The sequence below is a fragment of the Flavobacterium sp. N2038 genome (assembly GCF_025947185.1).
Classification (GTDB): domain Bacteria; phylum Bacteroidota; class Bacteroidia; order Flavobacteriales; family Flavobacteriaceae; genus Flavobacterium.
On the sequence record NZ_CP110001.1, the window covers coordinates 4,398,300 to 4,411,534 of the forward strand.

Below are 13,235 nucleotides of genomic sequence, written 5' to 3' on the forward strand. Positions count from 1 at the left end.
TGGTAATTTAAACAGACGGTGAAAATAACAATTAAAACAACAATTTTATGTTTTCACTAGTACTTTAACAGTTCTTTCCTCGAGGATTCTGTAAAAAGTACACTCTTTTTAGTATTGAATGCTGAAATATGCGTAATGTTTTGCTGTTCCGCATTCCAATCTACTAAAATTGAGTTTGAAATTTCAAGTGTTTTAAATTTATCTACATCTTTTACTCTGGAATAACAAACCAAAACATCATTTGACTCTACTTCTTTAAACAAAAAAGTAATTACTTTAGTCTGACCGTTTATTTTAATTGCAAAATTTTCAGTAAGATATTTTTTTAACAATTCGATATCTTCCGGAGTTTCTTTATCAGTACCTACAAATGCTTTTTTATGGTATTTTTTTTCTAATCCGTTATTTAGATCATCAATAAAAATACGGGAAGTGATTTGAATCATCTTTTTTTCAGCTGCATAATTAACCTGAAAAACACCCACATAAAACTTGTGAAATGCAAATGCTGAAAGCGATAAAAACAATATCCCGATTATAGGATAGAAAAACCTATTTCTCATTTTTGATGCACATTCGATTTTTGAAATTCTTTATTCTTATTGATTAAAAAATCTATTAATTCAAATTTCTGATCAGGATTAACATGTCTTTTAGACTCAGGATCGTTTGAGCAATACATTAAAAACAACTCCACTTCATCCTGCTCTAAACCTAAGGTTTTAGTAAAAAAATCTGGTTTAAAATTATCCTTTACATACGTAACAAAAGCAATGTCGGATATTTCCTCTTCTTTTACGTTGTCTTTTTTCTTCAGCAATTTCTTAACATCTTTAAAAATTCGAACAAAGTCTGTTCCGTATTTAATAGTCTGATCAGAATACATTGCCGTATTTTTTGCCGTAGATTGTTTGTCATCTTCAAATTGCATATCGACTATAGACTGCGACCCAACTCCTAATGATTTTACTTTTAAATCTTTACGAACAACAACTTCCTTTAACTGATTGTTTATCAAATCCAAAGGCACAACTAAAAGAATTTGCGCACAATCTTTCTCTGATAACACAATTTTTTTAGATTGAAATGCCATTCCGCTAAAAAGCAAGGTATCTTTTGGCTGAGCCAAAATATCAAACAAACCTCCTGAACCAATAAATGTTCTGGTATTGGCATTAATATTCATAACATAACCACTTTCTATTGAAAGTGAAGTATTAACCACTTGTCCGTGAAGTGATTTCCTCGTAGCATTTTGTCCTAAAGCAAATTGACAAAATAAACAAACAACGAATATTCCTAACTTATTTTTCATTTTCTAGAATAATTAAATATTTTCTGGCTAAATCTGTGATTAAAAACATACTCATTGTTTTGTTTTTCGTATTCAAAGATACAGCAAATTCAGTATCATCCACACAGAATAATTGAAATCCTTTAATATCATCTACCGGAATTTTCAATCTGTCAGTATAATAATTCTCCTCAAAAAGATATTCTATTTTCCTAAAAAGCATTTCTTTCTTTTCTACATTTACTTCTTTTTTAAGCATTGCAGTACGTCCGGAAATCTTGTTAATTAATTTATCTACAGATGTTGAAGTTGCTGTAAAAACTTTTCTTTCTGCTGGCGTATAAGTTTTCATCCCGCGTGGCACGATTCCAAGATTTTCGGTTGTGATATTTGCATTTTCATTCACAACAACTTCTTTCAGTTCAATTTCTTTGGCTGTCATTTTCACCAGAAGCTTACCAGACTCCATATCCTCAGCTGTAATTCTAAGCTTTAAGGGCTCTAAATTTACAGACGAAAAAACCAAAACATCACCTTCTTTAACCACAATGGAAAACATTCCGTTTTCATCTGAAACCGTAGTTAATTGAGTGGTATTATCCACAATATTAACTCCATTTACAGAAGTTGACTTTTCAAAAATCTGACCCAAAATTTCTTTTGAAGCTGTTTTTTGCGAAAATCCAACCTGAATCAAAAACAATAAAAAAATTATATTTAAAACTTTACTTAATTTCACCTGCAATTATTTCTTTATATTTAGTAGCCAGTTCAGCCAGTAAAAATTCCGTCGAAGTTTTATTCTTAGAATTTAGTATTACTGTAAACTTGTCATTTTCAACAGCATAATATTCAAATCCTTTCACATATTCACCAGGAATTTTCAAGACATTAACAAAATGCTCCAGAGTAAACATTCGTTCTAAAAGCCTCATAAAAGCCTCTTTTTTCTCAACCTCAACTTCTTTTTTAAGCATTGCTGTTCTTCCTGAAAAAACATTCAATATTGGATCAAGCGAAACAGACCCGCCTAAACCAACATGTGCATCTAAATCTGTAGCGGTATGTAATTTTCTTTCTGCCTCTGTATATGATTTTTGACCACTCGGAATTATCCCTAACGAAACTGCATTTATACCCCTATAGTTTCTAACTACAACTTCCTGCAATTGATGCATTACCATATTTAATTTTACAGTAAAATTAATATCCGTAAAATTCTCAGGTGTTAACAAAACTCTATTTTCTTTAAATTGTATTGCCGAAAAAACAAGAGTATCACCTGCATTGGCCAAAATCGAAAAGCCTCCTGAAGCATCTGTTATCGTCATTGCTTCTGTCTGAGCATTTACAACATATACACCCTCCAAATCTGAAGTATTGGCATTGATTTTTCCATTAATCACGGTACGCTCCTCAACCTGAGCACAAACGCTTTGCCCCAAAATAACCAGAAAAAAACAAGCGACTTTACGAATCAAAATGATGAAAATTTAGAATTATTCTTAAAGCCGTAAAAATATCTTAATGTATTCCAAATATAATATTAAGGACTTGGTAAAAATATGTTAATTAAACTTTGATAATCATCCTCAAAATCAGAGTTTTTAATACCTTTAACCTATTGAATTTGATTTAAAAAAATATGAAAAGCATTATTATTGCCAGCACTTCTACACTTCACGAAGGCAGCTATTTAGAGTATTTATTACCTACATTACAATCTCATTTTAAAAATTGCAAAAATCTTTTATTTATACCTTATGCACGTCCAGGCGGTATTTCGCATGACGATTACACTCAAAAAGCCTCAGAAGCTTTTGCCTCTATCAATATTTCTGTAAAAGGAATTCACGAATTTGAAGATCCTGAAAGCGCCATCAAAAACGCTGAAGGTATATTTACAGGCGGCGGTAATACTTTTTTACTGGTTACACAATTGTATAAAAATAAAATCATGCAGCTTCTTGCCGAAACAGCAAAAAATGGCACTCCATATTTAGGAACCAGTGCAGGAAGCAATATTTGTGGTTTATCTATGCAAACTACCAATGATATGCCCATAATTTACCCTCCAAGCTTTCAAACTTTAGGATTAATTCCCTTTAACCTAAATCCACATTACCTAGATCCGGATTTACAATCTAAACATATGGGAGAAACACGAGAAACAAGAATTAAAGAATTCCATTCTTTTAATTCAATTCCGGTTTTAGGTTTAAGAGAAGGAAGCTGGCTGGAAGTTAAAGGAGAAAAAATCACTTTAAAAGGAAACCTGACGGCGCGTTTATTCAAACAAAATGAAACTCCGATTGAATTAGACACTGAAAGCGACCTGAGCAATTTAAAATAAAATTTCAATGTTTTAAACTCCAAATTCCAAGATTAAAATGCATGAATCTAAAAAAATGGAATTTGGAATTTAAAATATCGGAATTTACATTAGTATAAAACAAAAAAGCCTCAAACAATGTTTGAGGCTTTTGAAGAGCGAAAGACGAGGCTCGAACTCGCGACAACCAGCTTGGAAGGCTGGAGCTCTACCAACTGAGCTACTTTCGCATTAACAGGGTGCAAATATAAATAATTTAATTTTAAAAAAAAAAATAAAATCAAAAATTATTTACTTTTGACTAAAAAAACCGAAACGTTTAAATTTTGGTTTTTTAGAGCGAAAGACGAGGCTCGAACTCGCGACAACCAGCTTGGAAGGCTGGAGCTCTACCAACTGAGCTACTTTCGCATTGGTGGTGCAAATATAGAAAGAAAGTTAAGTTCAAAACAAGCTTTTTGGTAAAAAAAATCAATTAAAAACAACATTTTTTTATAACTTATTTAAAATTAAAAAGTTATAAAATCAAATATTTTTCAAGAATTATGAATATTATTAAAGAAATCCTGTCAAAAGAAACTTATGCAGTTCGTCAACCCGTTTTAAGAAAAGGAAAATCTATAGAAAGTTGCGTCTTTGAAGGGGATGATTTGGCAGATACACATCACTTCGGATTATATGATAATAAAAAATTAATAGGAATTATTTCATTATTCAACAAAATCAATCCTATATTTGCCGACGAAAATCAGGCTCAAATTCGAGGAATGGCAGTTTTAGAAACGCATCAGAAAAAAGGATTTGGCGAAGCTTTAGTTAAGCATTGCGAAAACTACTGCATCGAAAACAAAGTCGGTTTAATTTGGTTTAATGCCAGAACTGCCGCAGTCGGCTTTTATAAAAAAATGAATTACCAGGTTGAAGGAGAAGCATTTGATATCAAAGACGTTGGGGAGCATTATTTGATGTTTAAAAATTTATAGAATGAACAAACTTTACTTTTTATTAGTAATATGTATTTTTATTGGTTGTAAAAAAGACACACCCAAAATCACCCCAATTGTCAAAAAAAAGACACCAATAATCATCCTTACTGACGAAAGAAAAGTTCAAATTGATACTGCCAAAATAAATATTTTTAAGAGCGAAACTCTTAAACAATTTTACACTGCATCTGAAAACAAAACTGTCTGGGGAAATCTAAAAAAAAGAACTTATGTTTTATCTCAGCTAGAAGAATCAGACAAACTAGGTTTAGAACCAGAAGATTACAAAATTTCGCAATTGAAAAAATTCGAAAAAAAAGTAAGCTCTCTTAGTGATTCTGACCTTGCAACTTATGATATTTTACTAACGTATAATTTTGAGAAATACTTAAACCATCTTTATAAAGGAAAACTAAATCCTAAAACCCTTTACACTGACTGGGATTTGGAGGAAAAAACTTTTGATGTAAACAATATCCTTATAAAAGGTTTCAACAACAACAAGCTAGATAGTGTTGTTGATAATATCCAGCCAAAATCGCAAACCTATAAAGAGTTATTAAAGGCACTCGAAATCATAAACAGTTTCCCGGATGATCATGTAAAAAACATTGAATCAGCCGAAAAAATCACCTTAAATGACACCAATTCTGCTTTAATAAATATTAAAAAAAGACTTTTGTATTGGGGTGACATGGAAGGCAAAGACAGCCTTTCAAAAATTTACACCAAAAAAACATTCGAATCTGTCAAAAAATTTCAGGAGAGACATGGATTGGCCGCTGATGGAGTTATTGGTGTAGGCACTATTAGCGCATTAAATTATTCTAAAGAAAAAAGAAAAGAACAAATTATTGCCAATCTGGAAAGATGGAGATGGTTTACAACTGATTTTGCCGAAAACTATTTTATCATTAACATTCCTGATTATAGCTTGAATGTTGTGGAAGAGCAAGACACAACTTTGACACGAAATATTGTTGTAGGAACAAGCAAAAGAAAAACTCCAATTATCACCTCAACATTAAGAACAATTGTTTTTAACCCCACATGGACCGTTCCTCCAACAATTTTAAAGGAAGATGTTGTACCTGCAATGAAACGAAACCGAAATTATCTAGCCAATAAAAACATAACTATATATGACACTTCTGGAAATGTTGTTGCTCCAAATGCCTGGAATGAAAACAAACCCAATAGATACCGTTATATTCAAAGTCCAGGTTACAACAACTCTTTAGGAGTAATGAAAATTTTGTTCCCAAATCATCATAGCGTATACCTGCACGATACCAATCATCGCAATTACTTTGGAAGAAGCAATCGTTCATTAAGCTCTGGCTGTGTTCGTGTTGAAAATCCTCTGGAGCTGGCAGAACATATATTAGCTGACTCTGTAAAATATTCAAAAATAAAGATTGACACTATTATTGCTTCTAAAAAAACAACTAGTATCAAAATCGAAAAAAAATACGCTTTATATCAATGGTACTGGACGGCTTGGAGCAAAAAAAATCAGCTCATTTTTAGAGCTGATATTTATAATCTGGATTCGGATTTGTATGCTAAATTAAGAAATTAGCTTTTCTTCCATCATAAAACTTCTTGATGGATGATAAATATACAAACACGATTTATCTTTTATTAACTGAATTATTTCATTTGTCAATTCAACAGGAACTGCCGGACATCCCTGGCTTCTTCCTAATCTTTTATGATCTCTGATAAAAGACTCAGAAACGTAATCTGCTCCATGCATAACAACTCCTCTTTGACGGGCGTTATCATTATACCCTCTTTCTAAACCATCCAGGCGCAAAGAAGCTCCATGTTTACCCTGATAAATCTCTCCGGTAGCATAAAAACCTAAACTGCTTTTATAAGACGAATTGTTATTTGAAAATGAAGAAGCAAATTCTTCTCCGGTATTTCTTCCGTGAGCTACTAATGACTGAAATAAAACTGTATTGGTTGCTAAATCAATCACCCATAGACGCTTACTATTTGATGATAAACTAAAATCAATCAGCGTTAAAATGTCTTTATGAATAACTCCTTTTTCTTTTAAGATATAAAACCCTTTTAAGGCTTCAGAAAAAGTTTTAAGTTCCGGTAACTGAAAATTGTTCGGATTCAAAGCGGTGTAAACACTTTCAATCTTAGCTTCAACGGTTAGTTTCTCAACCTTAGCAATGCTTCTGGTTGTTTCACTTTTAATTTTCGGGGTGTTTTTAGAATCTTTACCAAAAGACAACAGCAAAAACACAAATAGTGGATAAATCTTGTAAATCATTGAATTTCTTTAGGTTAATAATAAATTTGGGTAGGGCAAAAATATAAAAATTTTACAGCGATTGAAACTCAATACCTTGAATGTGTGCTGTTTTGCATAAAATTTAACAGAATAATAGTAAAATTTTGCGTTTTCAGCAAAAAAACAACGTTTTATGTAAGATATTTACTCATATTAAAAACCTTAACATTTTGAAGAATTTTCTTAAAGAAAATACAATTAAACATTATTTTTGATTTTTGAAACTGTAACTATAACACTAAATCACAACCTACTTACTTTATCTATTAACACTTTTAAAGTATTTCTCTTTTTAACTTTTCATCAAAAAGTTACTTTTCACAAGTATTATTTTGATTTCTTTTTTACAGATTTAGCCAAAAAATACAGAAATTAAAGTTTTCCATAATTAAGGACAATATATTATAGATGCCACGATGTGCAATCATAAACCCGACAAGATTTTAAAAGAAATATCGCAATAGCGCTCATAACTTTGATTGCATTATTGACAAACAATTTAAAGACAATGTCACTGGTTTACTAAACAACGAAACCATAAAACATGTTTTTTCAGTCAGCGTTAAGTATTTTATCGATTATAATGCTGTCAAAAATAAACTCCGCAGAAGAGTCTAGCGTGAATTAACTTTAAAAAATAAAGACTTCTGCAACTAAATTATTATTTTTTAATACGCTTCATTTTATTAAACATAAATGTAACAGTGCGTTCTTGCTAATTTTAGAAATGGCTTATCTTTGTAAAAAACTAAAAAGTAATGAACAAGAAAGTTATCCTAATGATTTTAGATGGTTGGGGAAAATCTCCTGACCCTAAAGTATCTGCAATAGACAATGCAAATGTTCCTTTTATAAACAGTCTTTACAAAAATTATCCAAGCGCACAGCTTAGAACCGATGGATTAAATGTTGGTTTGCCTGAAGGTCAGATGGGAAATAGTGAAGTTGGTCACATGAACCTTGGTGCCGGAAGAATTGTATATCAGGATTTAGCTAAAATCAATTTAGCAGTAGCACACAAAACACTTGCAAAAGAACAAGTACTTATTGATGCTTTTACTTATGCTAAAGAAAACAATAAAAAAGTACACTTTTTAGGATTAGTTTCCGATGGAGGTGTTCACTCACATACTTCTCACTTACGCGGATTAATTGATGCTTCACAGGAATATGGTTTAGACCAGGTTTACGTTCACGCTTTTACAGACGGACGTGACGTTGATCCAAAATCCGGTGCAAAATATATTCACGATTTAGAAGACTATATTAAAGATACTCCGGTAAAAATCGCTTCAATTGTTGGACGTTATTATGCAATGGATCGTGACAAACGTTGGGAGCGTGTAAAACTAGCTTACGATTTAGTAGTTAACGGAGTAGGAATTCCTTCTACAAATCCTGTAGCAAGTGTTCTTGAAAGTTATGAAAAAAATGTAACCGACGAATTTATTGAACCTGTTATAATAGTAAATGAAGAACAAAAACCACTAGCAACAATTGTTGAAGGTGATGTTGTAATTTTCTTTAACTTTAGAACAGACAGAGGCCGTGAACTTACAGAAGCACTTTCTCAACAAGATTTTCACGAGCAGAACATGCACAAACTAAACTTGTATTATGTAACATTGACAAACTACGACGAAACATACCAAAACGTAAAAGTAGTTTACAATAAAGATAATATTACCGAAACTCTTGGTGAGGTTTTAGAAAAAGCAGGTAAAAAACAAATTAGAATTGCCGAAACTGAAAAATATCCTCACGTAACGTTTTTCTTCTCAGGAGGAAGAGAAACTCCTTTTGAAGGCGAATCAAGAATTTTAAGAAATTCTCCTAAAGTTGCTACTTACGATTTACAGCCAGAAATGAGCGCTTATGAACTAGCTGATGCCCTTGTTCCTGAATTAAACAAAGGCGAAGTTGATTTCGTGTGTTTAAACTTCGCAAATGGCGATATGGTAGGACACACAGGAATCATGGAAGCTGCAATTAAAGCTTGCGAAGCTGTAGATGCCTGCGCTAAAAGAGTTATCGACGCTGCTCTTGCTAACAATTACACTACAATCGTAATTGCCGATCACGGAAACTGTGAAACGATGATCAATCCTGACGGAAGCCCAAATACTGCACACACAACAAACCCAGTGCCTATTATTTTAGTTGACAAAGAATTGAAAAACATCCAAAATGGTGTTCTCGGTGATATTGCTCCAACAATTTTAGAATTAATGGGGGTTCAACAACCAAATGCAATGACTTGTCATTCGCTTTTGTAGAAAATTTAAAACCATATAAGTGCTATAAGTTCATTTAAACGGAACTTAAAAAATCTCGCAAAGACGCTAAGTCGCAAAGAAATTTATAAACTTTGCGTCTCTGCGACTTTGCGAGAACTGTTTTATAATAGAATGTAAAGCCTAATTAATCTTATACATTTCTTATTTATATGATTTTTACTTTATAAACAATACTTATTTATATTTACTTATATTACTTATAGGGTTTGTATTTTTAATATACCGCTTTGTCATCCTGAGCGGAGTCGAAGGCTTATGAAACGAAAAAGGGCTTCGACTTCGCTCAGCCTGACAATCGTTTTATCAGGCAATAAAATAATGATAAAACTGTTCTACTCCATAAATAACAAGCCCTATAACTCCGCCAACCAAAGTTCCGTTGATTCTGATATATTGAAGATCTTTTCCTATTTCTAACTCCAGTTTTTCCGAAACTTCTTTCCCATCCCAACTTTTTACGGTTGAAGAAATTAAATCCCCAATTACTTTTTTATTATTTAAAAGTACGGACAACAAATCATTTTTAATAAAATTATTGATTTTGTCAATCATCACCGAATCTTCCTTAATTCCATTTCCAAAACCCTGAATTAAGTTGGCAATATTCTTTTTAATAGAGGATTCATTCCCCTTTTCCAGATCATTCGATATTGATACTTTTATTTCGTCCCAAATCCCATTGATGTAGTCCTGAACTTCTTTTTTCCCAACGAAACCTAAAATCATATCATTGATTTTAATTCTCATTTCTTCCGAGTTTTTTACCTTCTCTAAGAAGTCAAAGATATATTCATCTATTTTTAAACGAACAGCACTTTCCGGTTTTTTAGCTTCATTCAAAAAATCCTGCAATCCGTTAAAAACCCCTTCACTAATACTTTTGTCAGCCAACCCAAAACTTAAAAGCGGAGTTGAAGCTTTTACTTTCTTTCTGATTAAATCTTTATTATTAGTCAATTCATTACTTATCACTTCAAGGAGATTCGTCAGCATCTCGTTTTTCAAATTCCCTTTTTGCAAAGGTTCCAATGCCAATGCAACCCAATCACCAAAATTAATTCCCTCAATTTTTTCCTTAAACTGAACCTGAATAAATCTTTTAATATCTTCATCTTTTATAGTTCGTAAGATTCCCGGAATAATATTTACAGTAACCAAACTAGCAATCTTATTTGCGTTCTCTTCCTCCGAAAGCCAATCTGAAGCTTTTGTCGCAAAATTGAATTCTTCCAGTTTAATTTCTAATTTTTCTCTGTTCAGAAACTCTTCAGAAACAAAATTTCCGAGATTTTCACCGATTTCATTTTTCTTGGTTGGAATAATCGCCGTATGCCAAATCGGAATTCCCATCGGATGACGAAAAAGCGCTACAACAGCAAACCAATCGGCAATTCCGCCAACCATTGCCGCTTCGCTAAATGCCTGCAACATTGGAATTTTAAAGTAAATCGCAATTATAAATAATACAACTGCAACTCCCAAAAGAGCCAAAGCATTTCGCTTCATTTTCTTTAGCGCCCTTACTTTGTCCATATCTTGGTTTATAATCGTTTCCATAATTAAAAGTATTTCTACTACTAATTTATGGCTTTTTTCTGAAACACTTTAACTCCATTGATTAATGGCCACGAATTCACAAATTATATCAAACCATTATCTTTAGATCTTTTTATAATAACGTTTGTGAAATGCAATTTTTAAAGATTTTAATTGGAGATAATTCGTGAATTCTTGGCGAAAAATTTTTAATCAGAAATGAGATAAAAATTGTATTTTTGCCAACTGAAAATGGGAAAAATATGATTATCCAGAAAACTAGAGAAGAAATCGAATTAATGCGCGAAAGTGCTTTAATCGTATCAAAAACATTAGGAATGATTGCTTCTGAAATTAAAGAAGGAGTGACTACATTATATCTTGACAAATTAGCTGAGGAATTTATCCGTGATCATGGTGCCGTTCCAAGCTTTTTAGGATTATATGATTTTCCGAATTCACTTTGTATGAGCCCAAATTCTCAGGTTGTTCACGGTATTCCTAATAATACCCCCTTAAAAAGTGGTGACGTTATTTCAGTTGACTGTGGTGCTTTTAAAAATGGATATCACGGAGATCACGCTTACAGTTTCGAAATTGGAGAAGTTGCGTCTGAAGTTAAAAAACTTTTACAGGTAACTAAAGAATCTCTTTACGTTGGAATTAGAGAATTTAAAGCTGGAAATCGTGTTGAAGATGTTGGAAATGCAATTCAAAAATATACAGAATCGCACGGTTACGGAGTTGTTCGTGAATTGGTTGGTCATGGTTTAGGGCAAAAAATGCACGAAGAACCAGAAATGCCAAACTACGGAAAACGTGGTCGTGGAAAACTTTTTGTTGAAGGAATGGTTGTTGCCATTGAACCAATGATTAACCTTGGAACAAGAAATATTAAACAACATAAAGACGGCTGGACTATTACAACTGCTGACGGAAAAGCAAGTGCACATTTTGAGCACGATGTGGCATTAATTGATGGTAAACCAGAATTATTATCTACTTTTCAATACATCTACAAAGCCTTAGGAATCGAAAGCAATGAAGAAGATGAATTTAGAAAAGTACCGCTTGTATTATAACACGGATTTCACGAATTAACACGAAAGACTATTTTGTCTAAATTTCACGAAATGAAAGGTTGAATAATGAGTGAATTATATTTAAAAGAGGAGTCTTATAAAATTATTGGGATCTGTATGGAAGTCCATAAAATTTTAGGAAAAGGACATAGTGAGAAGGTTTATGGTGATGCTTTAGAATATGAATTTCAACAAAATGAGATTCCTTATAATCGTGAATTAAGATATAATATTACTTATAAAGACATCGTATTACCAAGTTATTATTTTGCAGACTTTGTTATTTTCGATGAAATCATATTAGAACTTAAAGCAATTGCAACATTAACAACAAGTGAAATCAAGCAGACATTAAATTATCTAGCTGCATCAAAAAATAAATTAGGCCTATTAGTCAATTTTGGAGAAGACAGCCTCAAATACAAAAGAATAATACTTTAATCCAAATCAAAAGTTCGTGAAATTTCACCACAGCATTAATCCGTGTCAATTTGTGAAATTCGTGTTCAAATTTATTTAACTGTGAAAAAACTTTTCAAATTAGTTCTTAATACAATCCCGCGTCCGTTATTAATTCGTTTGAGTTATGTGGCGCGTCCAATTTTAGCTTTCTCTTTAAGAGGAGATAAATTTACAGATCCTATTGACGGAAAAAGCTTTAAATCGTTTTTACCTTATGGATACGGAAAACAGCGTAACAATGTCCTTTCGCCTAGTACACTTTCATTAGAAAGACACCGTTTGCTTTGGTTGTATTTAAACGATCAGACTGATTTTTTTACAGCTCCTAAAAAAGTATTGCATTTTGCTCCGGAACAAGCTTTTTACAAAAGATTCCGTAAGCAGAAAAATCTCGATTATACAACAACCGATCTACTTTCGCCTTTGGCAGATGTAAAAGCAGATATCTGTAATTTACCTTTCAAGGACAACGAATATGATGTTATTTTATGTAATCACGTTTTAGAACACATTCCAGACGACACAAAAGCAATGCAGGAATTATACCGTGTTTTAAAACCAGGCGGAATGGCAATTCTTCAAATTCCTCAGGATTTATCCCGAGAAGTTACTTTTGCAGATGACTCGATTACAGATCAAAAAGAACGTGCTAAAATCTTCGGACAATACGATCACGTTCGTGTTTATGGTCGCGATTATTTTAATAAATTAAGAAGTATTGGTTTTATTGTAATTGAAGAAGATTACACTAATAAAATTGCACCAGAATTGGTTGAGAAATATTGTTTAGCAAAAGGAGAAATTATCCCGCTTTGTTTTAAACAGGAAAACTAAATTTTTCACCATATAAGTGATATAAGTTCATTTAAAAAGAGTTTTCAAATTATTGATATTTTGAAAACTCTTTATTTTTTTGCCCAAATCCCTAAATA

General features: G+C 32.2%; 14 protein-coding genes and 2 tRNA genes. 8 read left to right on the forward strand and 8 right to left on the reverse strand.

Annotated features, from left to right (window positions below; translation table 11 throughout):
• Positions 1–56: 56 nt before the first annotated feature.
• Genes OLM51_RS19205 through OLM51_RS19220 form a run of 4 tightly spaced genes read right to left on the reverse strand, consistent with a single transcriptional unit; the run spans position 57 to position 2,775 of the window.
• Complete coding sequence (locus OLM51_RS19205; protein ID WP_264552187.1) at positions 57–563, reverse strand: DUF6702 family protein; 507 nt, start codon at positions 561–563, stop codon at positions 57–59.
• Positions 560–1,315, reverse strand: coding sequence for a hypothetical protein (locus OLM51_RS19210; RefSeq protein ID WP_264552188.1), 756 nt, complete (start codon positions 1,313–1,315; stop codon positions 560–562). Before OLM51_RS19210 ends, OLM51_RS19205 begins: the two co-directional genes overlap by 4 nt.
• Positions 1,305–2,033 (reverse strand): carboxypeptidase-like regulatory domain-containing protein, encoded by a 729-nt coding sequence (locus OLM51_RS19215; protein ID WP_264552189.1) that lies wholly within the window; start codon positions 2,031–2,033, stop codon positions 1,305–1,307. Before OLM51_RS19215 ends, OLM51_RS19210 begins: the two co-directional genes overlap by 11 nt.
• On the reverse strand, positions 2,020–2,775 hold the full coding sequence (locus OLM51_RS19220; RefSeq protein ID WP_264552190.1) for a carboxypeptidase-like regulatory domain-containing protein: 756 nt from the start codon (positions 2,773–2,775) through the stop codon (positions 2,020–2,022). Before OLM51_RS19220 ends, OLM51_RS19215 begins: the two co-directional genes overlap by 14 nt.
• A 164-nt stretch (positions 2,776–2,939) precedes the next feature.
• On the opposite strand from OLM51_RS19220, the gene pepE reads away from it, so the two are divergent.
• Entirely contained in the window at positions 2,940–3,647 is a 708-nt protein-coding gene (pepE, locus tag OLM51_RS19225) for a dipeptidase PepE (RefSeq protein WP_264552191.1), read from the forward strand.
• Between the two features lie 136 nt (positions 3,648–3,783).
• Here pepE and OLM51_RS19230 read toward each other — a convergent pair.
• Together OLM51_RS19230 and OLM51_RS19235 are read right to left on the reverse strand one after the other, a co-directional pair.
• Positions 3,784–3,856 (reverse strand) — tRNA-Gly (locus tag OLM51_RS19230).
• 108 nt (positions 3,857–3,964) lie between these two features.
• Positions 3,965–4,037, reverse strand: a tRNA-Gly gene (locus OLM51_RS19235).
• A gap of 134 nt (positions 4,038–4,171) precedes the next feature.
• On the opposite strand from OLM51_RS19235, the gene OLM51_RS19240 reads away from it, so the two are divergent.
• Both OLM51_RS19240 and OLM51_RS19245 read left to right on the forward strand, forming a co-directional pair.
• The gene (locus OLM51_RS19240) at positions 4,172–4,609 is read left to right on the forward strand and encodes a GNAT family N-acetyltransferase (protein WP_264552192.1); all 438 of its coding nucleotides are present in this window, start codon (positions 4,172–4,174) and stop codon (positions 4,607–4,609) included.
• Position 4,610: 1 nt separating this feature from the next.
• Entirely contained in the window at positions 4,611–6,194 is a 1,584-nt protein-coding gene (locus OLM51_RS19245) for a L,D-transpeptidase family protein (RefSeq protein WP_264552193.1), read from the forward strand.
• Here the strand turns inward: OLM51_RS19245 and OLM51_RS19250 are convergent.
• A complete protein-coding gene (locus OLM51_RS19250) occupies positions 6,183–6,905 on the reverse strand; it encodes a murein L,D-transpeptidase catalytic domain family protein (RefSeq protein ID WP_264552194.1) in 723 nt (240 codons plus the stop codon). The two genes, OLM51_RS19245 and OLM51_RS19250, sit on opposite strands and share 12 nt — an antisense overlap.
• 507 nt (positions 6,906–7,412) lie before the next feature.
• On the opposite strand from OLM51_RS19250, the gene OLM51_RS19255 reads away from it, so the two are divergent.
• Together OLM51_RS19255 and gpmI are read left to right on the forward strand one after the other, a co-directional pair.
• On the forward strand, positions 7,413–7,544 hold the full coding sequence (locus OLM51_RS19255; protein ID WP_264554305.1) for a DUF5916 domain-containing protein: 132 nt from the start codon (positions 7,413–7,415) through the stop codon (positions 7,542–7,544).
• A gap of 140 nt (positions 7,545–7,684) precedes the next feature.
• Positions 7,685–9,202, forward strand: a complete 1,518-nt coding sequence (gene gpmI / locus OLM51_RS19260; RefSeq protein ID WP_264552195.1) for a 2,3-bisphosphoglycerate-independent phosphoglycerate mutase — start codon at positions 7,685–7,687, stop codon at positions 9,200–9,202.
• 324 nt (positions 9,203–9,526) lie between these two features.
• Here gpmI and OLM51_RS19265 read toward each other — a convergent pair whose 3' ends face one another.
• Positions 9,527–10,780, reverse strand: a complete 1,254-nt coding sequence (locus tag OLM51_RS19265; RefSeq protein WP_264552196.1) for a DUF445 domain-containing protein — start codon at positions 10,778–10,780, stop codon at positions 9,527–9,529.
• A gap of 242 nt (positions 10,781–11,022) precedes the next feature.
• Here OLM51_RS19265 and map point away from each other — a divergent pair, with 242 nt between their 5' ends.
• From map to OLM51_RS19280, 3 genes are all read left to right on the forward strand, one after another.
• A complete protein-coding gene (gene map / locus OLM51_RS19270) occupies positions 11,023–11,841 on the forward strand; it encodes a type I methionyl aminopeptidase (protein ID WP_264552197.1) in 819 nt (272 codons plus the stop codon).
• A 66-nt stretch (positions 11,842–11,907) separates the two neighbouring features.
• A complete protein-coding gene (locus OLM51_RS19275) occupies positions 11,908–12,282 on the forward strand; it encodes a GxxExxY protein (RefSeq protein WP_264552198.1) in 375 nt (124 codons plus the stop codon).
• A gap of 81 nt (positions 12,283–12,363) precedes the next feature.
• A complete protein-coding gene (locus tag OLM51_RS19280) occupies positions 12,364–13,137 on the forward strand; it encodes a class I SAM-dependent methyltransferase (protein WP_264552199.1) in 774 nt (257 codons plus the stop codon).
• Positions 13,138–13,235: the final 98 nt, after the last annotated feature.